Below are 22642 nucleotides of genomic sequence, written 5' to 3'. Positions count from 1 at the left end.
GCGCCGCTGCCGCAGAATCTGCCGATGCGCACGCTGCTGGATCTGATCCTGCCCGCGGCCTGCGGCGGCTGCGGGACCGCCGGCGTCGACTGGTGCGCCGACTGTGCGGCCGCGCTGGCCGCGGTGCCGCGGCGGATTCATCCGCGCACCGATCCCGGGGTGCCGTGCTGGGCGCTCGGCCCGTACGCGGGCCCGGCCCGCCGCGCGGTGCTCGCCGCCAAGGAGCAGGGCCGCCGCGATCTGGCCGAACCGCTCGGCCTGGCGTTGGCCCTGGCGCTGGCCCGGTTGCGGTCGAAAGATCGCCCGCTGGTGCTGATTCCGGCGCCCAGCAGGCGGGCGGCGGCGCGGCGCCGCGGCGGCGATCCGGTGGTCCGTGCCGCGCAGGTGGCCGCGGGATGGCTGCCTGATAGCCAAGTGGTACCGATGTTGCGGGTGTGGTGGGGTGTGCGTGATTCGGTGGGCTTGACGGCCAGTGAGCGGCAACACAATCTACACGGGCGAATTATGGTCCCGCGCAGGTACGGCAAGGTTGCGTCGGTCACCGAAAATGCCGAGGTCGTGCTGGTAGACGACGTGCTGACCACCGGTGCGACGGCATGCGAATCGATCCGCGCGCTGGCGCGGGTAGGGGTGCGCGCATGTGCCGTTCTGGTGACGTGCGGCGCTTGACTCCGGGAAATTTGCGTGAACACTGGCGGACCGCCCAATGTCGTACTAGCGTCGCGATCACACACCGAACGGAAGTTTGGAGGTGGCGCCTCGGACAACTTGTGCCGAGCGAATCGTCGATCGGCACGGCAAATCCCGCCGCACGTGAATCGGTATGTGCGGCCATATCCGGGAGGTACGCGTGACGACGTCATCACGACCCATGGCAGATGTAACGCCCTCGATGCTCAGCACAAATCCCATGCAAATGGGTGAGCTGGACCAACCCGCGGGCCAGACGCGCGAGCCGCGCGCCGACGTTGTAGTGAAAGGACGCAACGTCGAGGTTCCCGACCATTTCCGAATCTATGTCGCGGAGAAGCTTTCCCGACTCGAACGCTTCGATCCGTCGATATTCCTCTTCGATGTCGAGCTGTTCCACGAGCGCAACCGGCGGCAGCGCAAGAGCTGCCAGCGCGTCGAGATCACCGCGCGCGGTAAGGGCCCGATCGTCCGGGCCGAGGCATGCGCCGACAGTTTCTACGCCGCGCTCGAGTCGGTGACGGCGAAGCTGGAGAGCCGATTGCGCAGGACCAAGGATCGGCGCCGGGTGCACTACGGCGAGAAGACCCCGGTCTCCGTCGCCGAGGCCACCGCAGATCTGATAGACGACTCACTGTTCGCGCTGGCCAACGGGTCCGCGCATGAGCACGACGGCCACCGCGCCGAGCCGGCGCAACCCGCCGAGTACGCGGGCCCCGGACATATCGTGCGCACCAAGGTCCATTCCGCGACCCCGATGTCCGTCGACGACGCCCTCTACCAGATGGAGCTCGTCGGCCACGACTTCTTCCTCTTCCAAGACCGGGAGACCGACCGACCGTCGGTCGTCTACCGTCGCCACGCGTTCGACTACGGCCTCATCCGGCTCGCATAAGTCACGCGTTTCCCCGGCCGGTCACGCACCGGCCGGGACCAAGATCTCACAGCCGCCCATCGCGGAAAAATGTCTTGTGCAGCAACGAGTTTCGCCGCGGTGGGCGCATTGCCTGGAGCATTACCAGATCGGCGAAGGTTTCCGCGTCGCGTTCGCGGGCGGTGCCGTAATCGGTGCGGCCGAGCACATGCGCGATCGATTCCAGCGAGATGGACGGCAGCAGTTCGGCGACGGCCGCCAGCGTCTGTTCCGGAAGGGGGTTCGGGGGTTCCGGTTCCGCGCCGTGCCCGAGCAGCATGTGGCCTAGTTCGTGCACCACGATGTGTTCGGCATGCCACCGGGTGGTGTCGGCGCCGTAGACGATGACGTCGGAGTCACGCTTGGCGATCCACAGGCCGCTGCCGGTGCCGCAGCCGCTGCCGGACAGCACGCCGGCCCCGATCGGATGCAGGCTGATCGGCCGTCCGCGATATGCGGCGACCGCCTCGACATAGCCGGTCAGATCCCAGGGTTGGGGAATCGATACGGTTTTGGAGAGCTCCTGGAACCGTTGTTCGATACCGACCATGCGACGCGATCTCCCTACTGCAGCCTTGCATCGGGAGACGATCGTACCGAGTCGGCGCGGTGCGGGCGACGTGCTGTGGTCGGAGGTCTCGCGGTATCGAGCGGGTGTGACCGGGCCTAACAGTCGGCGATGATCTGGGTCAGCGTCGCCTGGTCGATATCGCCGCCGCGCAGCGCGATACTCGCCACATTCGCATCCCGCATGGTGGCGAGCAGTTCCAGCTCCCGGTCGATGGCGGCCGCCGCGGTTCCGGTGGTGGTGAGGTAGTCGGGGGCGACGCCGAAGGACTGCGCGATCGCCGCTAGTACCTCGAGATCCGCCGGGGTCCAATCGGTTAGGTGATCGAGTTCGCCGCTGCGCAGCCGCTCCAACTGTGCGGCATCGATCGGGCGGGTGAGCCGGGCGGTGACGTGTTCGGCCACCGTCTCGGTGCTGCGCTCCGGGGCCGAGCGCGGATGTACGACCGCGAAGAGCCGGTTGATCTTATGGCTCAAGGTCAGATCCGTCTGGTCGTCCATCGTCATGCTCCCTTCCCGTTGCGCGCCGCCCGTGCCCCGTTGGCCGCCTGCCAGCGCAGCCGGAACCGGGTTTCGGTGGCGGCGTCCACCGTCTCGGCGCGTCCGGCCAGCCAGCGACGGTAGCGGCGCTCCTCGAATTCCGTCTCGTCATCCGCCTCCGCCGGGGTTTCCAGCAGATGCGCGAAGGCCATTTCGACCAGTGGGTGCAGCTGCCTGCCCGGGCCGCCGTTACGTTCCAGCATGGTGGTCGCGTAGCGCGCGGACAATTTGGACACCACCCGGTTGAGCTCCGAAATCGCCGCCACCACATGGGGATCGGTGGTGCGGCCGCGTTCCACCGCGTCGTTGAGTTTGCCGGAGGCGGCGAGCAGCCCGGTCAGGTCGGCGATGTCGAAGGGGATCGAATCCGGGCCCGCCACAACGGATTCGCCCGTTTGCGGTGGGTCGGCGGGCTCGTCCGCGGTGGGGGTGCCGCCCGCGTAGGTGCGGGCGGCGCTGCCGGGCACCCAGCGCAGCGGCCCGTCGAGTTTGTTCAGCGTGCTGATGCTGATCGTCGCGGTGCCGTCCTCGATCTTGCGGATCGTGGGCGCGGATGGGCCGCCGAGATCCCCGATCTGGATCTGGGTGAGGCCGAGCTCGTCGCGGCGTTCCCTGATGATGCGGCCGAAGCGCTTCTGCCGCGACGGCTCCGAAGTGCGCTGCATAGTGGGCTTCATGGTAGTTCCATCCGGCAGCCGAAGCCAACTTTGTAGAAAGCATTTGAGAACTTCATCGAAATATTGCTACTGTCGAAGGGCGCCGAGTGGCACCATCGCCCGGCCTTGCGGTTCCGGAGCGGGCAGGGGCGTTCGCCGGAACGGGCGCCCCGGTCTGTTGCGCAACGGCGCGCGGCAGACCGGCTCAGCGGCATCTGGAGGGGATCGCTGAGCTGGTCTCCGGTCGAGCCTCGCGATGCCACTCGGCGCGGGGAACTTCGCGTCCGCCGAAATACCGTTACTCCGGGTACTGGTATCTCGTCGGGGTTCATGAGTAAATCGATCAGTGATGATTGATTTCGCGAGGACATGGGTAACTCGTCGGGCACGCCCAGAACCGGGCCAACGAATCTTGCCGTCGGCCCGCAACGTGGGTCTCGCCGCTCTTGCGATCGGCAAGAGGCGCGGAGAGGCGGACTAGCATGGCTTCCACTGCTGCTCGCCGTGCTGTCATCGTCGCCGGGGCGCGGACTCCGTTCCGCAAGGCGTTCACCAATTACACGCGGATGGATTCGATCGCGCTGGCCGATGCCGCCGTCGCCGGACTGCTCGAGCGCACCGCGCTGCCGAAGGATCAGGTGCAGGCGATCGTGTGGGGCGGGGTGATCCTGCCGAGCGCCGCACCGAATATCGCCCGCGAAATCGCGCTCGACCTCCGGCTCGATTCCGGCTGCGAGGGTTACACCGTCACCAGGGCGTGCGCATCCGGCCTGCAGGCGGTGACCGCGGCCGCCGCCGCCATCGAACGCGGCGAATACGACGTGATGATCGCCGGCGGCAGCGATTCCACCAGCAACGCCGAGGTCAAGCTGCCGCAGAAGGTGGTGCACGCGGCCGCGCCGCTCGCGCTCGGCAAGCCGAAGCCGAAGGACTACCTTTCGGCGGTCGCGCAGCTGGCGCCGTTCACCGATATCGTGCCGCGGCGGCCGAAGATCGCCGAGCGCACCACCGGTGAGGTGATGGGCGAATCGGCGGAGAAGATGGCCCGCATCCACGGCATCGGCCGGGCCGAACAGGACGAGTTCGCCGCCCGCTCGCATCAACGGGCCGCCGCGGCAATCGATTCCGGCCGCTTCGACGACGAGGTGCTGCGGGTGCGCACACCCGACGGCAAGGAGATCACCCGCGATGGGCTGGTGCGCGGCGACACCACCGCCGCGAAACTGGCCAGGCTGAAGCCGGTCTTCGCGGCCGACGGCACCGTCACCGCGGGCAATGCCAGCCCGCTCACCGACGGCGCGTCGGCGGTGCTGTTGATGAGCGAGGAGCGGGCGCGGGCACTCGGCTACCAACCGCTGGCCGCCTTCCGGTCCTGGAGCTACGTCAGCGTCGACCCCACCGATCAGGTGCTCATCGGTCCGGCCATCTCCATGCCGCGCGCGCTGGACAAGGCCGGAATGTCCTTGGCCGATGTCGATTTCGTCGATATCCACGAAGCCTTTGCCGCACAGACACTTTCGGTGCTCGCCGCGCTGGCCAGCGACGAATGGGCCAAGACCAGACTGGACCGGGACACCGCCGTCGGCGCGGTGGATATCGACCGGTTGAACGTGCACGGCGGCTCGGTCTCGCTGGGGCATCCCTTCGGCGCGACCGGCGCGCGGATGGTCACCACCATGGCCAACGAGCTGGCGCGCAGCGGTAAAAACGCCGCGCTGCTCGGTATTTGCGCGGCCGGTGGCATCGGCGCCTCGGCGGTTCTCGAACGCGTCTGAGCCACAAGGTTTTTCGGTAAAGCAAAGGCGCCCATGGAATCCCATGGGCGCCTTCGCTATTCGGCTCTGGCGGTCAGTGCCTGCGCCGGGTCTTCGGCTGCCGCTTGTCCTTCGACTGGGCGCGGGCGGCCTGGCGGCGCTCCCGCCGGGTGGTGCCGTCACCGTACTCGTCGACGTCGTCGTGCACCGCGGCGTGCCCACCTTCGTCCGGGCCGGAGTAGCTCAGACCGCGCGGGTCGCTGTTGTCGATTCCCTTGGCGCGCAAGGCCGCCGGCGCCGCATGACCATTGCCGGGCGCCTCGTCGGTCGGCAGCGAACGCTGCTCGCCGAACGCGCCGACCGGCGAACGCAGACCGGGATCGACGGCGACACCCTCGGGCTGTGGCTGCTGCACCTCGACCTGCAGGTTGAACAGGAAGCCGACCGACTCCTCCTTCAGGCCCTCCAGCATCGCCGCGAACATGTCGAAGCCCTCGCGCTGATATTCGACGAGCGGATCGCGCTGCGCCATCGCGCGCAGGCCGATGCCCTCCTTCAGATAGTCCATCTCGTAGAGGTGTTCGCGCCACTTGCGGTCCAGCACCGAAAGCAGCACCTGCCGTTCGAGATTGCGCATCGAACCCTCGCCGGCCAGGCCGTCGATCTCCTGTTCACGCTTCTCGTACGCGGTGTGCGCATCCTCGAGCAGCGCCTCCAGCAGATCGTCGCGGGTCAGATCGCCCGCCTCGCCGACCTCGGTCTCACCGGTCAGATCCTTGTAGTTGAGGCTCACCGGGTAGAGCGTCTTCAGCGCGGTCCACAGCTTTTCCAGATCCCAGTCCTCGACATAGCCCTCCGCGGTGGCGCCGTCGACGTAGGCGGTGATCACATCGGTGATCATCTCGTCGACCTGGCCCTCCATATCCTCACCGCGCAGGATCCGGTTGCGCTCGCTGTAGATGACGGTGCGCTGCTGGTTCATCACCTCGTCGTACTTGAGCACGTTCTTGCGGATCTCGAAGTTCTGCTGCTCGACCTGGGTCTGCGCGCTCTTGATGGCCTTGGAGACCATCTTCGCCTCGATCGGCACATCGTCGGGCAGGTTGAGCCGGGTCATGATCGATTCCAGTGCGGCGCCGTTGAATCGCCGCATCAGCTCATCGCCGAGCGAGAGGTAGAAGCGGGATTCGCCCGGGTCGCCCTGGCGGCCGGAACGACCGCGCAGCTGGTTGTCGATGCGGCGCGACTCGTGCCGCTCGGTGCCGAGCACGTAGAGGCCGCCGGCCTCGCGCACCGCCTCGGCGTCCTCCTCGGTCTGCGCCTTGACCTGCTCCAGCGTCGGCAACCACGCCTGCTGGTATTCGTCGGGCGTCGCCACCGGATCCAGGCCCTGCTTGCGCAGCAGGATGTCGGCGATGATGTCCGGGTTGCCGCCGAGCACGATATCGGTACCGCGACCGGCCATATTGGTGGCGACGGTGACCGCGCCGGGCCTGCCCGCCTCGGCGATGATCGCGGCCTCGTTCTCGTGGAACTTCGCGTTCAGCACGTTGTGCGGGATGCCGCGCTTGGTGAACTGCTTGGACAGATACTCCGAGCGCTCGACGCTGGTGGTACCGATCAGCACCGGCTGGCCCTTCTCGTGCCGCTCGGTGACATCGTCGACGACGGCGGAGAACTTGGCCTCCTCCGTCTTGTAGATCAGGTCCGACTGGTCCTGGCGGATCATCGGCTTGTTGGTCGGGATCGGCACCACGCCGAGACCGTAGATCTGGTGCAGCTCAGCGGCTTCCGTCTCGGCGGTACCGGTCATGCCGGACAGCTTGTCGTACAGGCGGAAGTAGTTCTGCAGCGTGATGGTGGCCAGCGTCTGGTTCTCGGGCTGGATCTCGACGCCCTCCTTGGCCTCGATCGCCTGGTGCATGCCCTCGTTGTAGCGGCGCCCGATCAGGATGCGGCCGGTGAACTCGTCGACGATGATGACCTCGCCGTCGCGGACGATGTAGTCCTTGTCGCGGGTGTAGAGCTCCTTGGCCTTGATGGCGTTGTTCAGGTAGCTCACCAGCGGCGAGTTGGCGGCCTCGTAGAGGTTGTCGATGCCGAGCTGGTCCTCGACGAATTCGACGCCCTGCTCGTGCACGCCGATGGTGCGCTTCTTGATGTCGACCTCGTAGTGCACGTCCTTCTTCAGCAGCGGTGCGATACGGGCGAATTCGGCGTACCACTTGGACGAGGCGTCGGCCGGGCCGGAAATGATCAGCGGGGTGCGGGCCTCGTCGATGAGGATGGAGTCGACCTCGTCGACCACGGCGAAGTTGTGCCCGCGCTGGACCAGATCCTCCAGCGAATGGGTCATATTGTCGCGCAGGTAGTCGAAGCCGAATTCGTTGTTGGTGCCGTAGGTGATGTCGGAGTTGTACGATTCGCGCCGCTCGGCGGGCGTCATACCGGACAGGATCACCCCGACGCTGAGGCCGAGGAACCGGTGCACGCGGCCCATCCACTCGGCATCGCGCTTGGCCAGGTAGTCGTTGACGGTGACGACGTGCACGCCGTCGCCGCTGATCGCGTTCAGGTAGGCGGGCAGCACACAGGTCAGGGTTTTACCCTCACCGGTTTTCATCTCGGCGATATTGCCGAGATGCAGCGCGGCGCCACCCATGATCTGCACCTTGTAGTGCTTCTGGTTGAGCACCCGCCACGACGCCTCGCGCGCTACCGCGAACGCCTCGAGCAGCAGGTCGTCCAGGGATTCGCCATCGGCGTAGCGCTCCTTGAACTCCTCGGTCTTGGCGCGCAGTTCCGCATCGGAGAGCTCCTCGAAGTCCGGCCCGATCGCGATGACCTCGTCGGCGAGGTGGGCGAGCCGCTTCACGATGCGACCCTCACCAATCCGTAGCAACCTCGTCAGTGTCAGCGCAGGCACGGGTCTCGTCAGTCCTCTGGTCGGTGTGTATCAACGGCGCGGATGCATTCCCAATGTTAATGCGGCACCCATGGTAGGCGCCGACCAGCAACGATGTGCTGCCTCACCCCCGGGTTCCGGCCATGAATGTCCCGCTGGGTCTCACCGTACCCGTGCTTGCTGTGAAGTGCGCCGGATCGGTTACCCGGGACTGGGGATGGCGCGCCGTCCCGGCCAGCACCGGGATGCCAGCGACCTCTCAGCGAATCGGATTGGCCCGGAACATGTTTCGTCATCCGTATCGTACGATGTAAGGCGTTCGGTATGCCGACGGAATACCGGCCGATCGTATCGGGGACGATCGGTGTCGGCATATGACGACCACTGAGCAGCGCGGCTCGGACTCCGGAGCCGATATCCGTCCGCTTGGCGATGGCGGCACGATTCGATCGAAACAGCTTGCCCGCGCGGCGGATCCGGGGGCGATGTATTCATGTGTGCCACGGACCAGGGATGGCACCGAAGGGAGCAGGCGGCAGCGTGATCACGAGGTTGACGCCGCAGGACGCGTCGTTCTATCGGCTCGAGTCGAGTAGCAATCCGATTCACATCGGCTCACTCGCGATCGTCCGGAATTCCGGCGGCGCGGATGAGGTCGCGCTGGACTACGACCGGCTCGTCGATCTGGTCGACGAGCGGTTGTCGCTGGTGCCGCGATATCGGCGCAAGGTGCGCGAGATCCCGTTCGCGCTCGGGCGGCCGGTGTGGGTGGAGGACAGCGGATTCGATATCACCTATCACGTCCGGCGCTCCGCGCTGCCCGGTCCCGGCACCGATGAGCAACTGCTCGACCTGGTGGCCAGGCTGGCTTCGCGGCCGCTGGACCAGACCCGGCCGCTGTGGGAGATGTACCTGATCGAGGGCCTCACCGACGGGCGCAGCGCGATCTTCACCAAAACGCATTCGGCGCTGGTCGACGGGGATACCGCGCTCGAAATCGGCCACGTCATCCTCGATACCGGCCCGTCGCCGCGCGGGGTCGCCGACGACGCGTGGCACGCGCCGCGCGAACCCTCCGAATCCGAACTGCTGATCGGCGCGCTCGCGCATCTGGCGGCCCAGCCGGGTGAGGCGCTGGAGGTGGTGCGCGAGGCGCGGTCCGGCGTGCTCGGGATGATCGGTTCGACGGGTAAGGCGGTGCATTCGGTGGTCGGCGCGGTGCGCGCCGCCGCGACCGGCACCCAGGACAGCCCGCTCAACATCCGGACCTCGCGCAATCGCCGCTTCGCCGTGGTGCGCACCGATCTGGAGGACTACCGCAAGCTGCGCAAGCGTTTCGACTGCTCGATCAACGACGTCATCCTGGCCGTCGTCACGGGTGCGCTGCGTAACTGGCTGCTCTCGCGCGGCGAGGCGCTGATCGAATCGTCGACCGTGCGGACGGTGGTGCCGATGTCGGTCTATGTGGACAGCCCTGGCGCCGCGCAACTGAATCCGGCCAGCGAGGTGTCCTCGTTCCTGATCGATCTGCCGGTGGGCGAACCGAATCCGGTGATGCGGCTTTCGCATATCTCGCACGCCACCGCGGCCAACAGCAAACATCGGCGCGGGGTGCGGGCGCGCACCCTGGTGCACATGGCCGGCTTCGCCCCGGCCAGCCTGCATGCGATGAGCGTGCGGGCGGCGAGTACGTTCGCAGAACACACGTTCAATCTGGTGATCACCAACGCGCCGGGTCCGCAGCGGCCGATGTATATCGGCGGCGCGCGGATGCTGGAGATGTATCCGGTGTCGCCGCTGCTGCGCAACCAGGCATCGAGCATCGGGATCACGTCCTATGACGGACGGGTCTGCTACGGGCTCAATGCCGATCGCGACGCGATGGCCGACATCGGCGTGCTCGCCGCGTCGGTGCACGAGTCCATGGAGGAGATGCTCGGTGCCTGTCTCTGATCAGAACACGATGCGGGTCTACATCCCCGCGACGGTGCCGATGCTGCGCGAGCTGGTGGCCGACCGGGAGCTGCGCGCGATCGGCGGCACCGCGTTCGCGGTCACCCCGGCGCTGCGCGAGGCGTACGCCTCGGGCGATGACGAGGAACTGGCCGAGGTCGCGATGAGCGAGGCGGCGCGGGCCGCGCTGCGGCTGCTGGCCGCCGAACGCGACGGGATCACCGAATCCGGCGAGGACGCACCCGCCGGTGACCGCGGCCCGGGCCCGGTGTACCGGCGCGCGGTGATCGCGGCCGATGTGAGCGGCGCGCGGCTGCGGCCCGATCTGGACGATGCGGTGGTGAAGCTGGCCGGCCCGGTTCCGTACGGCAAGATCGCCTCGGTGCACGTCGATCTGGCCGAGGCCGAGCCGGAGGTGGCCAAGGCGGTGGATGTGATCGACGCCGCAGATCTCGGTGACACCGACGCCGAATTCGTGCTCGGCGACGCCGAGGACCACCAACTGGCCTGGTACGCGGCCCAGGAGCTGCCGTTCCTTTTGGAACTGCTCTAGGCCGTCGCGCGGCGATTCGATGAGGGCCGATGGGTGGGCCCGGTTGCGCCACCCATCGGAACCTACGATGCCGTAACCTTGCTGCGGTACGGCAGGTCCAGACAGGAGACGAACGGCAGCGATGAGCTCGAAACGTGGGGGATTTTCCGTGCGGAGCGTCCGGGAGTGGCTGGAGGCCCCGGCCGCGAGTGTCGCCGAACGGGGCGGTCGGCTGAACGTGTTGCGCGGCGCGGTCGCGCGGGTCACCACCCCGCTGCTGCCGGACGACTATCTGCATCTGGCGAACCCGCTGTGGTCGGTGCGTGAGTTGCGCGGCCGCGTCGTCGAGGTGCGCAAGGAGACCGCCGATTCGGCGACGCTGGTGATCAAGCCGGGCTGGGGTTTCGACTTCAAATATCAGCCGGGCCAGTACATCGGCATCGGCATCCTGATCGACGGTCGCTGGCACTGGCGCTCGTATTCGCTTACCTGCCCGCCGAATTGGAACGAGCCGGGGCATGGCGGCAAGCGGGTGATCTCCATCGCGGTGAAGGCGATGCCGGAGGGTTTCCTGTCGAGCCATCTGGTCAACGGTGTGCGGCCCGGCGCCATCGTCCGGTTGGCCGCGCCGCAGGGCGGTTTCGTGCTGCCGTCACCGCCGCCGCCGAAGGTGCTGTTCCTGACCGCAGGTAGCGGCATCACCCCGGTCATGGCGATGTTGCGGGCGATGGATCGCCGCGACGCGGTGCCCGATGTGGTGCACATCCATTCCGCTCGCACCGCCGAGGACATCATGTTCGGCGCGGAACTGAGTGAACTGCACGACCGGCATCCCAGCTTCACCTTGCGTCCGCATCTGACGGGTGAGCGGGGCAAATTCGCACTGGATTCCTTGGACGAGGCGCTGCCGGACTGGCGCGAACGCGAGACCTGGGCCTGCGGCCCGGCCGCGCTGCTCGACGAGATCGAGCGGCACTGGCGTGATGCGGGCCTGAGCGATCGGCTGCATGTCGAGCGCTTCGAGATCGAGCGGTCGGCGGTGGGTGAGGGCGGCACCGTGACATTCGGCAAGTCCGGTCGCAGCGCGGCGGTGGACGGCGCGACCAGTCTGCTGGAGGCCGGTGAGTCGGTCGGTGTCCAGATGCCGTTCGGCTGCCGCATGGGCATCTGCCAAACCTGTGTCGTCACACTGAGTTCCGGTTACACGCGAGATCTGCGCAACGGTGATGAGCGCCGCGAGGGCGACAAGGTGCAGACCTGTATTTCCGCCGCGGCCGGCGACTGCACACTCGACGTCTGAGGGCGCGACATTTCGCGCGGGTAGGCTCGAAGCAATTTCGTGTAGGGAAAGGACCCCGGTGGCCATCACCGATATTCAGGCGTTCGCTCATCTCACGGCGGCCGACATCGAGGCACTGGGGCGCGAACTCGATGCGATCCGGCGCGATATCGAGCTCGCTCGCGGCGAGCGCGACGCGAAATACATCCGGCGCACCATCGCGGCCCAGCGCGGTCTCGAGGTGGCCGGGCGCGCCGTGCTGTTCGGCAGCCGCAACCGATGGGCGTGGCTGGCCGGGACGGCGCTGCTCTCGGTGGCCAAGATCATCGAGAACATGGAGCTCGGGCATAACGTCAGCCACGGCCAGTGGGATTGGATGAACGATCCGGAAATCCACTCGAGCACCTGGGAGTGGGATATGACCGGGCCGTCGGCGCAGTGGCGGCGCGCGCACAACTATTCGCACCACACCTACACCAATGTGCTCGGCAAGGATGAGGACCTCGGTTTCGGCATCCTGCGGATGACCAGGGACGAGGAGTGGAAGCCGCTGCACCTGGTGCAGCCGTTGGCGAATCTGCTGCTGGCCGCCACCTTCGAGTGGGGTATCGCGCTGCACGACTGGAGCATCGAGAAGGAGCTCACCAAAACCCCGCGCTACCAATTGGGTTCGCCGGCGAACAAGGAGTTCGGCGGCAAAATCGTGCGGCAGGTGGCCAAGGATTTCCTGTTCTATCCGCTGCTCACCGGGCCCGCGTGGAAATCGACGCTGAAGGCGAACGCCACCGCGAACCTGGTGCGGAATCTGTGGGCATACGCGGTGATCTTCTGCGGGCATTTCCCGGACGGCGCCGAGAAGTTCACCATCGAACAGCTCGAGGGTGAGACGCAGGCCGAGTGGTATCTGCGGCAGATGCTGGGCAGCGCGAATTTCAAGGCCGGCCCGGTGATGGCGTTCATGAGCGGCAATCTCTGCTACCAGATCGAACATCACCTGTTCCCGGATCTGCCGAGCAACCGGTATCCGGAGATCGCGGCGCGGGTGCGCGAACTGTGCGACAAATACGATCTGCCCTACACCACCGGTTCGCTGGGCAAGCAGTATCTGCTCGCCTTCCGCACCATTCACAAACTGGCGCTGCCGGACCGATTCCTGAAGCGCACCGCCGACGATGCGCCGGAAACCTCGTCGGAGCGCAAATTCGCCGGGATCACCCTGCCCACCGCCGGGTGGAGCGAAAGTCATTGGCTGGGGGTGGATCCGGAGACCGGGCAGCGGCGCGGGCTGCGTTCGGCGCTGTATGAGGCCAAGGTGGTGCTGGAGGAGAAGGCACGGCACGAGAAGGAAGTGCTGCGCGAGGCCAAGGCGGCGTTGAAGGAGAAGGCGCGCCAGGAGCAGGCCGCGCTGCGCGAGGCGACGTCGGCGTTGCAGGAGAGGGCAAGGCAGGAGAAGGTCGCGCTGCGACGAAAGGCGTTGCGAGAGCGGGCGATCCTGCGGGTCCGCCGTCGCCGCATGGCCTGACGCTTCTAGCATCTTCAGGTCACATCCACAATGGAAGATTTGCCACAGTCTTGACGCGATCCTGACAACCTACGGAGCCGTAAGTTACGGTACTGTAGCCGCCATGGCAATCTCGGATGTCAAGGAATACGCGCATCTCACCGCGGCCGACGTCGAGGCGCTCGGCGCGGAATTCGATGCGATCCGGCGGGAGATCGAGGCCTCGCGCGGGGAGCAGGATGCCCGCTACATCCGCAACGTCATTCGGCTGCAGCGCGCGCTCGAAATCAGTGGCCGCGCGGTACTTTTCGTGAGCTTCCTGCCCCCGGCCTGGCTGGCCGGCGTTGCCCTGCTGAGCACCGCCAAGATCATCGAGAACATGGAGATCGGGCATAACGTCATGCACGGTCAGTGGGACTGGATGAACGATCCGGAAATCCACTCCAGCTCATGGGAATGGGATAACACCGGGCCGGCCAAACACTGGAAGCACACCCACAACTACCTGCATCACAAGTACACCAACGTGCTCGGCATGGACGACGACATCGGCTACGGCCTGCTGCGCGTCACCCGGGACCAGAAGTGGCGGCCGTTCAATATCGGCAACCCGGTCTACAACCTGCTGCTGCAGTTGTTCTTCGAATACGGCGTCGCCATCCAGCATTTGGAGCTCGGCAAACTCGCCGCGGGCCGATACAAGCCCGGCACCCCCGCGCGCGCCGAATTCGAGCGCAAGCGCAAGGAGGTACTCACCAAGGTCGGCAAGCAGGTCGTGAAGGACTACCTCGTCTTCCCGCTGCTCACCGGCCCGGCCTTCGTCTCGACGCTCACCGCGAACCTGGCCGCGAATATGATCCGCAACGTCTGGTCGAACGCGGTCATCTTCTGCGGGCATTTCCCGGACGGTGCGGAGAAGTTCACCAAGGCCGATGTCGACGGGGAGACCCACGCCGAGTGGTATCTGCGGCAGATGCTCGGCAGCGCCAATATCTCCGGCGGCGCGCTCACCCATTTCATGACCGGCAACCTCAGCCACCAGATCGAACACCACCTGTTCCCGGATCTGCCGAGCAATCGGTACCGCGATATCGCGGTGCGGGTGCGCGAGCTGTGCGACAAATACGACCTCCCGTACACCACCGGTTCGCTGCCGGTGCAGTACTTCAAGGCGTGGCGCACCATCCTCAAGCTGGCACTGCCGAACAAATACCTGCGCGACACCGCCGACGACGCCCCGGAGACCGCCTCCGAGCGCAAATTCGGCGGCAATACCGAACCCACCGTCGACCCGGTGACCGGCAAGCGGCGGGGTCTGCGCACCGCGCTGGCGGCAGGCAAGCGCCGGTTCGGGCGGCGCGGGCAGGCGCGGGAACTTCAACCGGTCGGGTGAGCCCTGCCGGGTCGGGGCTGGTTGACTCTGCCTCGTGTATGCCGAAGACCTGAACGTCTACGACGTCATCCGGATGCGGCGCGATGTCCGCGCGGAATTCACCGGGGATGTCGTCGACGATGCGACGCTGTGGCGGATTCTCGACGCCGCGCACCGGGCGCCGAGCGTCGGGAATTCGCAGCCGTGGGATTTCGTGGTGGTGCGGGAGCGGGCCACCCTGCGCAGGTTCGCCGACCATGTGGCCGAGAAGCGGATCGAATTCCGTGACGCGCTGCCGCCGGAGCGGGCCGCGACCTTCGAGCCGATCAAGATCGAGGGCATTGTCGAGAGCGGCACCGGCATCGTGGTCACCTACGACCATCAGCGCGGCGGCCCGCAGGTGCTCGGCCGGGCGACGGTGCCGGAGACCGGCATCTATTCGGCCGTGCTCGCCATCCAGAATCTGTGGCTGGCCGCGACGGCCGAGGGCGTCGGCGTCGGCTGGGTGTCGTTCTACGATCCCGGATTCCTGTCCGAACTGGTCGGGCTGCCCGACGGCATCCGGCCGGTGGCCTGGCTCTGTGCCGGACCGGTGCGCGAATTCCAGCGGGTCCCCGATCTGGAGCGTTTCGGATGGCGGTCCGGGCGGCCGTTGGACGAGGCGGTGCACCGGGAAACCTTCCGGGGCTGATCTTCGCGGTACCGCCCTGCGACGGCGGAAAATTCGGGTAGCTTACGCAGCGTGGACCGTAAAGCGGTCGAGAAATGGGTCGACGGCTATGAACGAGCCTGGCGCGCGGCGGGGACCGACGGGCTCGCGGACCTGTTCGCGCCGGAGGCCGGTTACCTGATCGCCCCGTGGGCCGAGCCCATACTCGGGCTGGCCGCCATCGCCGAATTCTGGGATGACGAGCGGGAGGGCCCGGACGAGGATTTCACCATGGAATCCGAAGTCGTCGCGGTCGAGGATGAGACCGCGGTGGTCCGGGTGGAGGTCGAATACGGGGGCGCCGCGCCGATTCGCTGGCGGGACATGTGGATTCTGCGCTTCGACGAATCGGAACGGTGTATCTGGTTCGAGGAGTGGGCCTTTCCGCCGGATCCCACCAATTGAGTTCCGCAGGAAACATTTCGTCATTGATCCGAAAACCGGATGAACCCTGTTGTTCGGTTCGGTTTGTTAGCGTGCCGGTTCATGACAGGGGTTGGAACAAGACTATTCGCAGGTGTTTTCGCGGTGCTCGTCGCGGCATTCGCTGTGGTTGCCGGTGTTTCGGCCGCGCCGCAGCCGATGCGGGCGGATTCCGTCGTTCTGGTGAACGCCACAGTGCCGCAGCGCGCTTGGGACACCTTGGCGAAGATCGACGCGGGGGAGTGGCCGCCGAACGACGGTTCGGGCACGCACGGCGGCACCACCTGGACGAACCGGGAGGGCACGCTGCCGAGGACGGACGGCTCGGGCAACCCGATCCACTACCTGGAATGGGATGTCAACCGAAAGTTGCCGGGGCACAACCGCGATGCGGAGCGCATCGTCACCGGCAGCGACGGTTCGGCCTGGTACACCGGCGACCACTACGCCACCTTCACGCGGATGCGCTGACGCGCGGTCACCTCGACACCGGGTCGCGCCTTCGAAGTGGGAGCGGCCGGTGGTCGCGATGGTCGTGGACCGAAAGCACACTGGAAGTATGCGAACTCGACGCAACGGTGTGCTCGGCGCCGCGTTGACGTGCGTGCTGGTTTTCGCGACGGCCTGCGGTGGCGGTTCGCCGACCGAGAAGACGACGCCTCCTCCCTCGGGCGGTGACACTGTCACCCTCGACGGGGCCGTCTACGGCCGGCCACTGGTGGCAGGGGACACGATTTACGCTGCGACAGAACGTAATTCGGTCTACGCCATGACCGGTTCGACCGTGCGTTGGCGCGCCCGGCTCACCGAGCCGATATCGCGGTCGAAGCTGCCGTGTGGCGATATCGATCCGGAGGGGATAACCGGGCAGCCCACCTACGACGCGGTGGCCCACCGGTTGTACGCGGTCGCCGAAACCGCCGACGCCCACCATGTGCTCTACACCCTCGACGCCGATTCCGGCGCGGTGGTCGCCCAGGTTCCGGTCGATCCGCCGTTCGGTGATCCCGCCGCATATCTGCAACGCCCGGCGCTCGCCTTCTGGAACGGTCGCGTGTACGCCGCATTCGGCGGCAATTTCGGCGACTGCGGCGAATACACCGGAGCCGTTGCGGTTGTGGATGTTTCGAATAACGCCGTCACCTGGTATCGCGCGTCGTCCGGCGGGCGTGGCGGTATCTGGGCTCCTGGCCCACCGGTCATCGCGAACGATCGGCTGTACTACTCGGTCGGCAACGGTGACGCCGGGCCCGGAACCGCTTATGACGGAACGGATTCGGTGATCGCGCTGACGGCGGACCTGCGCCGGGCCGATTTCTTCGCCCCGGCGACCTGGGCGCAGGACAATGCTGCCGACAAGGATCTCGGTTCGATGAATCCGGCCCTGGTCGGCGGGCATATCGTGATCGCGGGCAAGGCGGGCAACGGTTATGTGCTCGATGCCCGCAATCTAGGCGAAATATCCACTCGCGCACCGGCATTCACCAACTGCCGGGCCTTCGGCGCCGCCGCCGTCGCCGCCGACGTGATCTATTTGCCCTGCGCCAACGGCATTACGGCGGTGCGCATCGGCACCGACGGCACGGCCGCGGTGCTCTGGCGCGCCACGGTGCCCGCGACCGGTTCCCCGGTTGTCGACAGGAATCGAATCTGGGCCGTCGACTGGCATTCCGGCGCCCTCTACGCACTCGATCCGGCGACCGGGCGGGTGATCGAGCAGCACAGCACCGGGCCGCTACCGCATTTCGCCACCCCGGCGCTATCGGGTTCGGCCGTCGTACTCGGCACGATGTCCGGGCTGCGGTTCATTGGGTCGCGGTGATTGCCCTGCCGGGCAAAGAATCTCATCGCAGGCAGATGCGGATGGCCGGAAGCGAATTGGCCGGGTTGTCCGGGATCCGGTCGGCCGGGCAGTGTTGTCCGCCAACGGTTTCGATGCGCACCGCATCGTCGGCGCGGGTGCGCTGTGGCGGATCCGCCGCCCTCGCCGCGTTCGATCGGGCGAGCGCGGCGGTGAAGGCACAGCGCCGGGCCACCGGCGATGGCGTCGTCCGCGACCGGGCCTGCCCGGTTCGCGGGCCGGGGTGCGGTGGTACGCAGCGCGGCAGCGCTCGATCGGTGCGTCCCGGTACCTGCGGACCACGCACCGGTGGGTGCGCGCCGAGCGGCCGCGATGCGGGTAGCTGTACCGCCATCGCGCACGAGCCCGCGGTACACACCCGCCAGTGCATGGCCCGGCCGTCGACCCGCCGGTCGGCCATTGTCCAGGTCATGACGGTGGCAGCGGCCAGCGTCGCGACGACGGCGGAACGCGCGATCCGCTGAACGCGCATGGTGCGATCACCTCCGGTATCGACCGTTCCGGGGCGCGGGTCGGCTGAATCCGGAACGTGCGCACCATCATTCGCCACTCCATCGAGCGCAGCCTACCGCGCGGGGTCGACATCCGGGACCATGCCCCCGACCGATCAGGCGGACGCCGCAGGCTCCCGCAAGTACTCCGGAAGCGAATCACGCAGGGCGAATACCTTTCTCGGCTGATTCCCGGCGAGGAAGTCGAGGATCATCCGGTTCACCAGCTCGGGCTTCTCCATGGGAACGCCATGCGATGCGCCGGGGACGACGGCGAGTTGGGAGTCGGGTATGGCCCTGGCCATGGCGAGGCTGTGCTCGACCGTCACCCCGTCGTCGTCGCCCTGCATGAGCAGGGTCGGCGCCTGGATCGCGGCGAGATCGCAGATGGCGATATTGGGCTCCTCCCGCCACATCCGCAGCAGCTTCTCGTAGATCACCGGGAAATGGTCGGGTCCGTCCGGGGCGTCGGTGTAACTGCCGCGGACGATCTCGCCCATCCTGGTGCTGGCGGGTTCCTCGAAAAGCTCACGGCAGCCAGGGGTTTCGCCATCCCGGTTGACGTAGACGCCGATCGCGACCAGTTTGCGCACCAGGTCGGGCCGCTGCATGGCGACCAATACCGCGACGATCCCGCCATCGCTCCAGCCGACGAGGTGCGCGGCGCCGATTTCCAGCGTTTCGAGGAAGGCCGCGGTGTCGTCGGCCATGATCTGGTAGCTGATCGGGCCGTCGACATCGGCGGTGTGCCCGTGGCCGCGCCGTTCGGGCACATAAACCCGGAACTGCTTGGCCAGTTCCGGTATCTGCGCCAACCAGCTGAGCGCGTTCGCGCCGCCGCCGTGTAGCAGCACGAGCGGCTCACCCTCGCCGTACACCTCGTAATACGTGTTGACACCACCGGCAATGACGTATTCACCCATGAAATCCATGCTGCACCCGGGCTCTTGCGTGTCGCTTGCACCGAACGGCGTGCCGCTTGCACGGAACGGTGTGGCTCAGTGCGGATTCGGGGCGCCTGCGGTCAGGATGGCGAGGAATTCCGTTGCGGCACGGCCGGGGTGGCCGCCCGCGCGGCGCACGGCGACGACCGGGATTTCGGCCTTCATCGCCGGGACGTCGATTACGCGGAGGCTCCCGATCCGCAGTTCCTCGCGAATGTTGGCCAACGGCATGAGCGCGACGCCGAGCCCGGCCTCGATCAACCGCTTCTGCGCGGTCAGGCTGTCGACGGTGGTTATCGATGGATCGGTGATACCCGCCGCCGCCAGCTGACCCTCCAGCAGACCGCGGAACGAGCCGGTGCCGCCGCGCTCGGCGGGGAAGCCGAGCCAGGTGGCGTCCCGCAGCGGCCGCAGGTCCGGCAGCCGGTCTGCGGTGATCGGATGGTCGGCCGGTACCACCAGGTAGAGCCGCTCCGCGCCGAGCGGGATCGATTCCAGTTTCGGGTCGGTGTCCGGGTGGTAGCGCAGGCCGAGATCGGCGGTGCCGCCGCGGACGAGCGCACTCACCTCACGGCTGGTCGCCGTGCGCAGATCGATCGTGACATCCGCTGTGCGTGAGGTGAATTCGCGCAGCGCGTCGCCGATGTGCGAATCGGCGAGCGTGCCGACGATGGCCAGCCGCAAGGTGAGCGGGAGGGTTGCGGCCCGGTCCCGCACGGCCTGTTCGCCATCGCGGAGCGCGGCCAGCGCGGCCTCCGCGTATGGCAGCAGTGCGCGTCCGGAATCGGTCAGTCGCATGCGGCGGCCGACCCGTTCGAACAGCTTCGTATCGAGGCCGCGCTCCAATTCGTGGATCCGGCGGCTGATCGCCGGCTGCGAGCGATGTAGTCGCCGCGACGCCTCGGTGAATCCGCCCGCCTCCGCGATGCAGAGGAAGGCCTCGATCTCCTCGAACGTCATTCCATCAGTATTCCTGATGCGTACGGCTAAGGATTATGCATTTGAATGATGACGAGTCGGCGCGCAGAGTGAACGTATGACTGATCAGGCGACGAAGATCGCGCGTTTCCGGGCCCTGCACGAGCGGCCGGAACCGCTGCTGCTGCCGAATCCGTGGGATGCCGGAACGGCCCGCCTGTTGGCCGCGCTCGGATTCGAGGCGCTGGCCACCACCAGCCTCGGCGTGGCGAACGTTCTCGGCCGCACCCGTGCGACGCTGCCCGAGATTCTGCGCAACTGTCGCGAAATGGACTCGGCCACACCGCTTCCGGTGAACGTCGACCTGGAGAACGGATTCGCCGACGACCCCGTCGCCGCGGCCCGCTCCATCGAACTGGCCGCCGATGCGGGTGCGGCCGGTGCGTCCATCGAGGACTACACCGGAGACAGCCGGACTCCGATCTACGACTTCGCGCTGGCCGTCGACCGGGTTCGCGCGGCCGTGGAAACCGTTCGCGCGCTGCCGAATCCGTTGGTATTCACCGCAAGAGCCGAAAATCTGCTGTACGGCATAGACGATCTGGATGACACCATCCGGCGGCTGCAAGCCTTCGAGGAGGCCGGGGCCGATGTGCTGTACGCGCCGGGCCTGCGCACACTCGACCAGATGCGCGCGGTGGTCTCCTCGGTGCGCAAACCGGTGAATGTGGTGATGGGCTTCGCCGATCCGTCGATCACGCTGGATCAATTACGCGAAATCGGAGTCCGGCGCATCAGCATCGGCGGCGCGCTTTCCCGAATCGCGTTGCGCGCCTTCACGGACGCGGCCGCGGAGATGCGCGCCGGCCGATTCGGATTCGTCGCCGATGTACCGCCGCTTTCCGAGCTGCATCGGGTATTCGTGGATTAGCCGTTTGTTCAGACCGGCTGTGACGCATTCATCAGCCCGAGTACTACGGCGGTCAGCGGGAGTCCGCCGGTGCCGAAGGCCGCGGCCATGGCGTAGCCGATGAGCAGGTCCTCGATAGTCGGTTCCGGCGGGGTGATCTCCACACTCTTTTTCAGGATGGTCACCGTGCGCGGAACCGCCCACACCATATCTATCGTGCCGCCCGTTCCGGCGGTCAGTTCGCCGAATTCCTTTTCGGCTTCATTCGGCTTTCCGCCGATGAAAAGGCTGGACTCCACGTCCACTGGACGCAGGCTCAGATACCGGCCTTCGATTTCGGCGACGACTCGATACGATCGCAATGTCAGGATCCCTTTTCCGGGAGACAGTGCGATCTTGCGATCGTTGATCCGCGCGGATAAGCGGTCGGCTTTGCGCGTTCCGATCGGCACACGTTTGCGTTTACGTGGACCGCTGCGTTCGATGGTGACGACGATCGAGTCGTCCGACTCGAGACGGGTCGATACGCGGGTGTCGGTCCGTTCGACGACGATATTGCCGAACAAGACGGTGTCGACGAGTACTCGTTCGTGTGCTGCCGCTGTTGTCACGTTTTCACTTCCCCCCGGGTCCGGCGCCGAGCCGTCGGCGCGCCAGCGTAACTCTAACCCATTCGAAGCCGCGGCCCGGCAACGACACTGGGCGGCATCGGTATTCGATGCCGCCCAGCCGAATCCGGCCGTCTAGGAGTGGAACTCGACATCCTTGGTCTCGACCACTCCGGCGGTCCGCCCCGGCGCCGCCTGGAAAGACCAGTACAGATTGGTGTGCGCGATAACCTTTTCCGGTGCCGGCGCGCCCCACTGTGTCAGGTCTTCGGTGGTGTGCGCGTCGCTGACCAGGATCGTGTCGTAGCCCCTGGTGAGCGCGCCGTGCAGGGTTGAGCGGATGCAGCCGTCGGTCTGCACGCCGGATATGACGAGCCGCCCGACGCCGAGATCGGCCAGGATCGACTCCAGCGCGGTGTCCTCGAAGGAGTCGCCGTACTTCTTCTCGATCCGCCGCTCGGTGTCGGCCGGTTTCAGCTCCGCGACGATGGCCCATCCGTCGCTGCCGATCGCGACCTCGTCATTTGAGTGCTGAATCCAGATGACCGGCACGTCTTCTCGCCGCGCCTGCGCGACCAGGTCGCCGATCCGCGAGATCACCGCATCCCGCTCGTACGTCCCCGCGACGAAGGCATCCTGCACATCGATCACCAGAAGCGCGGTGTGTGGCCGGTTTTCGAGCATGCTCATCTATCACTCCCTTGCGCCGATACCGGTGCCAACGGTAGACGCCGCATCCACCGCCCGCCACCCACAACCCGCCTGCCCCCAACCATCGCGACAACTCATCCACCGCGGCCGGAAATCATGCGGCACAACTAATTAACCGAAATAAACCGGACTGATTATCAGAAGCTGAATCGCCGGGGTACAAGTCTGCCGATTTCGATCAGCAAGCGACGGGCCTGGATTTTTCGGGCGCAGGTGTTTAGCGGGCAATTCATATGCTCCTGCATTATTCGGTGTGCATCCGACGCGGTCATGTTGTCGAGCCGGCTGTGGTCGTTCGGTGGAATGTCGTACATGGTGAGCACCTCTTGTTTCGAGAATGGCGAAATTGCCGATGCGGCAATGCATTCCGGCTCGTGGGGTTTGCTGTTTTCGGTACGTTGATGT

At 66.5% G+C, this 22642-nt stretch carries 22 protein-coding genes; 13 read left to right on the top strand and 9 right to left on the bottom strand.

All coding sequences use genetic code 11. From position 1 onward, the window contains the following. Positions 1-24: 24 nt before the first annotated feature. Positions 25-669: a ComF family protein gene (locus LGY53_RS02205; RefSeq protein WP_225724941.1), complete on the top strand. Its 645-nt coding sequence runs from the start codon at positions 25-27 to the stop codon at positions 667-669. 241 nt (positions 670-910) lie between these two features. Continuing rightward, positions 911-1585, top strand: coding sequence for a ribosome hibernation-promoting factor, HPF/YfiA family (hpf, locus tag LGY53_RS02200; protein ID WP_225724940.1), 675 nt, complete (start codon positions 911-913; stop codon positions 1583-1585). 46 nt (positions 1586-1631) lie between these two features. On the opposite strand, the gene LGY53_RS02195 is transcribed toward hpf, so the two are convergent. The 3 genes from LGY53_RS02195 to LGY53_RS02185 all read right to left on the bottom strand — a co-directional run bounded on the left by LGY53_RS02195 (position 1632) and on the right by LGY53_RS02185 (position 3387). After that, complete coding sequence (locus tag LGY53_RS02195; RefSeq protein WP_225724939.1) at positions 1632-2153, bottom strand: hypothetical protein; 522 nt, start codon at positions 2151-2153, stop codon at positions 1632-1634. 116 nt (positions 2154-2269) lie between these two features. Next, a complete protein-coding gene (locus tag LGY53_RS02190) occupies positions 2270-2671 on the bottom strand; it encodes a hypothetical protein (RefSeq protein WP_225724938.1) in 402 nt (133 codons plus the stop codon). Between the two features lie 2 nt (positions 2672-2673). Continuing rightward, positions 2674-3387: a helix-turn-helix domain-containing protein gene (locus LGY53_RS02185; protein WP_167477511.1), complete on the bottom strand. Its 714-nt coding sequence runs from the start codon at positions 3385-3387 to the stop codon at positions 2674-2676. Positions 3388-3848: 461 nt separating this feature from the next. Here LGY53_RS02185 and LGY53_RS02180 point away from each other — a divergent pair, with 461 nt between their 5' ends. Continuing rightward, positions 3849-5141 (top strand): acetyl-CoA C-acyltransferase, encoded by a 1293-nt coding sequence (locus LGY53_RS02180; RefSeq protein WP_225724937.1) that lies wholly within the window; start codon positions 3849-3851, stop codon positions 5139-5141. Positions 5142-5214: 73 nt separating this feature from the next. Here the strand turns inward: LGY53_RS02180 and secA are convergent, their stop codons facing one another. Continuing rightward, entirely contained in the window at positions 5215-8046 is a 2832-nt protein-coding gene (secA, locus tag LGY53_RS02175) for a preprotein translocase subunit SecA (RefSeq protein WP_225724936.1), read from the bottom strand. A 519-nt stretch (positions 8047-8565) separates the two neighbouring features. Between secA and LGY53_RS02170 the strand changes: the two genes are divergently transcribed. From LGY53_RS02170 to LGY53_RS02130, 9 genes are all read left to right on the top strand, one after another. After that, a complete protein-coding gene (locus LGY53_RS02170; protein WP_225725660.1) occupies positions 8566-9978 on the top strand; it encodes a wax ester/triacylglycerol synthase family O-acyltransferase in 1413 nt (470 codons plus the stop codon). A 10-nt stretch (positions 9979-9988) separates the two neighbouring features. Further along, complete coding sequence (locus LGY53_RS02165) at positions 9989-10531, top strand: hypothetical protein (protein ID WP_225725659.1); 543 nt, start codon at positions 9989-9991, stop codon at positions 10529-10531. A gap of 121 nt (positions 10532-10652) precedes the next feature. Then, the gene (locus LGY53_RS02160; RefSeq protein ID WP_225724935.1) at positions 10653-11810 is read left to right on the top strand and encodes a ferredoxin reductase; all 1158 of its coding nucleotides are present in this window, start codon (positions 10653-10655) and stop codon (positions 11808-11810) included. Between the two features lie 58 nt (positions 11811-11868). After that, positions 11869-13311, top strand: coding sequence for a fatty acid desaturase (locus tag LGY53_RS02155; RefSeq protein WP_225724934.1), 1443 nt, complete (start codon positions 11869-11871; stop codon positions 13309-13311). Between the two features lie 103 nt (positions 13312-13414). Further along, positions 13415-14683: a fatty acid desaturase gene (locus LGY53_RS02150; protein ID WP_225724933.1), complete on the top strand. Its 1269-nt coding sequence runs from the start codon at positions 13415-13417 to the stop codon at positions 14681-14683. A 49-nt stretch (positions 14684-14732) separates the two neighbouring features. After that, entirely contained in the window at positions 14733-15353 is a 621-nt protein-coding gene (gene bluB / locus LGY53_RS02145; RefSeq protein WP_167479738.1) for a 5,6-dimethylbenzimidazole synthase, read from the top strand. A gap of 51 nt (positions 15354-15404) precedes the next feature. After that, on the top strand, positions 15405-15776 hold the full coding sequence (locus LGY53_RS02140; RefSeq protein ID WP_225724932.1) for a nuclear transport factor 2 family protein: 372 nt from the start codon (positions 15405-15407) through the stop codon (positions 15774-15776). An 81-nt stretch (positions 15777-15857) separates the two neighbouring features. Beyond that, the gene (locus tag LGY53_RS02135; protein ID WP_225724931.1) at positions 15858-16265 is read left to right on the top strand and encodes a ribonuclease domain-containing protein; all 408 of its coding nucleotides are present in this window, start codon (positions 15858-15860) and stop codon (positions 16263-16265) included. 88 nt (positions 16266-16353) lie between these two features. Further along, positions 16354-17616 carry a PQQ-binding-like beta-propeller repeat protein gene (locus LGY53_RS02130; protein WP_225724930.1) on the top strand — a complete coding sequence of 421 codons (1263 nt, stop codon included), beginning with the start codon at positions 16354-16356 and terminating at the stop codon, positions 17614-17616. Between the two features lie 22 nt (positions 17617-17638). Here the strand turns inward: LGY53_RS02130 and LGY53_RS02125 are convergent, their stop codons facing one another. The 3 genes from LGY53_RS02125 to LGY53_RS02115 form a co-directional block, all read right to left on the bottom strand. Continuing rightward, positions 17639-18127: a hypothetical protein gene (locus LGY53_RS02125; protein ID WP_225724929.1), complete on the bottom strand. Its 489-nt coding sequence runs from the start codon at positions 18125-18127 to the stop codon at positions 17639-17641. A 135-nt stretch (positions 18128-18262) separates the two neighbouring features. After that, positions 18263-19069 carry an alpha/beta fold hydrolase gene (locus tag LGY53_RS02120; protein WP_225724928.1) on the bottom strand — a complete coding sequence of 269 codons (807 nt, stop codon included), beginning with the start codon at positions 19067-19069 and terminating at the stop codon, positions 18263-18265. A gap of 75 nt (positions 19070-19144) precedes the next feature. Continuing rightward, positions 19145-20050 carry a LysR family transcriptional regulator gene (locus tag LGY53_RS02115; RefSeq protein WP_225724927.1) on the bottom strand — a complete coding sequence of 302 codons (906 nt, stop codon included), beginning with the start codon at positions 20048-20050 and terminating at the stop codon, positions 19145-19147. Positions 20051-20126: 76 nt separating this feature from the next. Between LGY53_RS02115 and LGY53_RS02110 the strand changes: the two genes are divergently transcribed. Then, the gene (locus tag LGY53_RS02110; RefSeq protein ID WP_225724926.1) at positions 20127-20939 is read left to right on the top strand and encodes an oxaloacetate decarboxylase; all 813 of its coding nucleotides are present in this window, start codon (positions 20127-20129) and stop codon (positions 20937-20939) included. An 8-nt stretch (positions 20940-20947) separates the two neighbouring features. On the opposite strand, the gene LGY53_RS02105 is transcribed toward LGY53_RS02110, so the two are convergent. After that, positions 20948-21529 (bottom strand): hypothetical protein, encoded by a 582-nt coding sequence (locus LGY53_RS02105; RefSeq protein ID WP_225724925.1) that lies wholly within the window; start codon positions 21527-21529, stop codon positions 20948-20950. A gap of 132 nt (positions 21530-21661) precedes the next feature. Then, complete coding sequence (locus LGY53_RS02100) at positions 21662-22216, bottom strand: isochorismatase family protein (protein WP_225724924.1); 555 nt, start codon at positions 22214-22216, stop codon at positions 21662-21664. Between the last annotated feature and the right edge of the window lie 426 nt (positions 22217-22642).

The organism is Nocardia sp. JCM 34519.1 (assembly GCF_020361265.1).
GTDB lineage: Bacteria > Actinomycetota > Actinomycetes > Mycobacteriales > Mycobacteriaceae > Nocardia > Nocardia arthritidis_A.
This window is presented reverse-complemented; position numbering and strand designations above follow the sequence as displayed.

What these genes read in the sequence shown, in the direction of transcription:
- LGY53_RS02205 (WP_225724941.1), top strand. Translation starts at nt 25, where the DNA reads ATGCGCACGCTGCTGGATCTGATCCTGCCCGCGGCCTGCGGCGGCTGC.
- hpf (WP_225724940.1), top strand. Translation starts at nt 911, where the DNA reads ATGCAAATGGGTGAGCTGGACCAACCCGCGGGCCAGACGCGCGAGCCG.
- LGY53_RS02195 (WP_225724939.1), bottom strand. Translation starts at nt 2,153, where the DNA reads ATGGTCGGTATCGAACAACGGTTCCAGGAGCTCTCCAAAACCGTATCG.
- LGY53_RS02190 (WP_225724938.1), bottom strand. Translation starts at nt 2,671, where the DNA reads ATGGACGACCAGACGGATCTGACCTTGAGCCATAAGATCAACCGGCTC.
- LGY53_RS02185 (WP_167477511.1), bottom strand. Translation starts at nt 3,387, where the DNA reads ATGAAGCCCACTATGCAGCGCACTTCGGAGCCGTCGCGGCAGAAGCGC.
- LGY53_RS02180 (WP_225724937.1), top strand. Translation starts at nt 3,849, where the DNA reads ATGGCTTCCACTGCTGCTCGCCGTGCTGTCATCGTCGCCGGGGCGCGG.
- LGY53_RS02165 (WP_225725659.1), top strand. Translation starts at nt 9,989, where the DNA reads ATGCGGGTCTACATCCCCGCGACGGTGCCGATGCTGCGCGAGCTGGTG.
- LGY53_RS02160 (WP_225724935.1), top strand. Translation starts at nt 10,653, where the DNA reads ATGAGCTCGAAACGTGGGGGATTTTCCGTGCGGAGCGTCCGGGAGTGG.
- LGY53_RS02150 (WP_225724933.1), top strand. Translation starts at nt 13,415, where the DNA reads ATGGCAATCTCGGATGTCAAGGAATACGCGCATCTCACCGCGGCCGAC.
- LGY53_RS02135 (WP_225724931.1), top strand. Translation starts at nt 15,858, where the DNA reads ATGACAGGGGTTGGAACAAGACTATTCGCAGGTGTTTTCGCGGTGCTC.
- LGY53_RS02130 (WP_225724930.1), top strand. Translation starts at nt 16,354, where the DNA reads ATGCGAACTCGACGCAACGGTGTGCTCGGCGCCGCGTTGACGTGCGTG.
- LGY53_RS02125 (WP_225724929.1), bottom strand. Translation starts at nt 18,127, where the DNA reads ATGCGCGTTCAGCGGATCGCGCGTTCCGCCGTCGTCGCGACGCTGGCC.
- LGY53_RS02120 (WP_225724928.1), bottom strand. Translation starts at nt 19,069, where the DNA reads ATGGGTGAATACGTCATTGCCGGTGGTGTCAACACGTATTACGAGGTG.
- LGY53_RS02115 (WP_225724927.1), bottom strand. Translation starts at nt 20,050, where the DNA reads ATGACGTTCGAGGAGATCGAGGCCTTCCTCTGCATCGCGGAGGCGGGC.
- LGY53_RS02110 (WP_225724926.1), top strand. Translation starts at nt 20,127, where the DNA reads ATGACTGATCAGGCGACGAAGATCGCGCGTTTCCGGGCCCTGCACGAG.
- LGY53_RS02100 (WP_225724924.1), bottom strand. Translation starts at nt 22,216, where the DNA reads ATGAGCATGCTCGAAAACCGGCCACACACCGCGCTTCTGGTGATCGAT.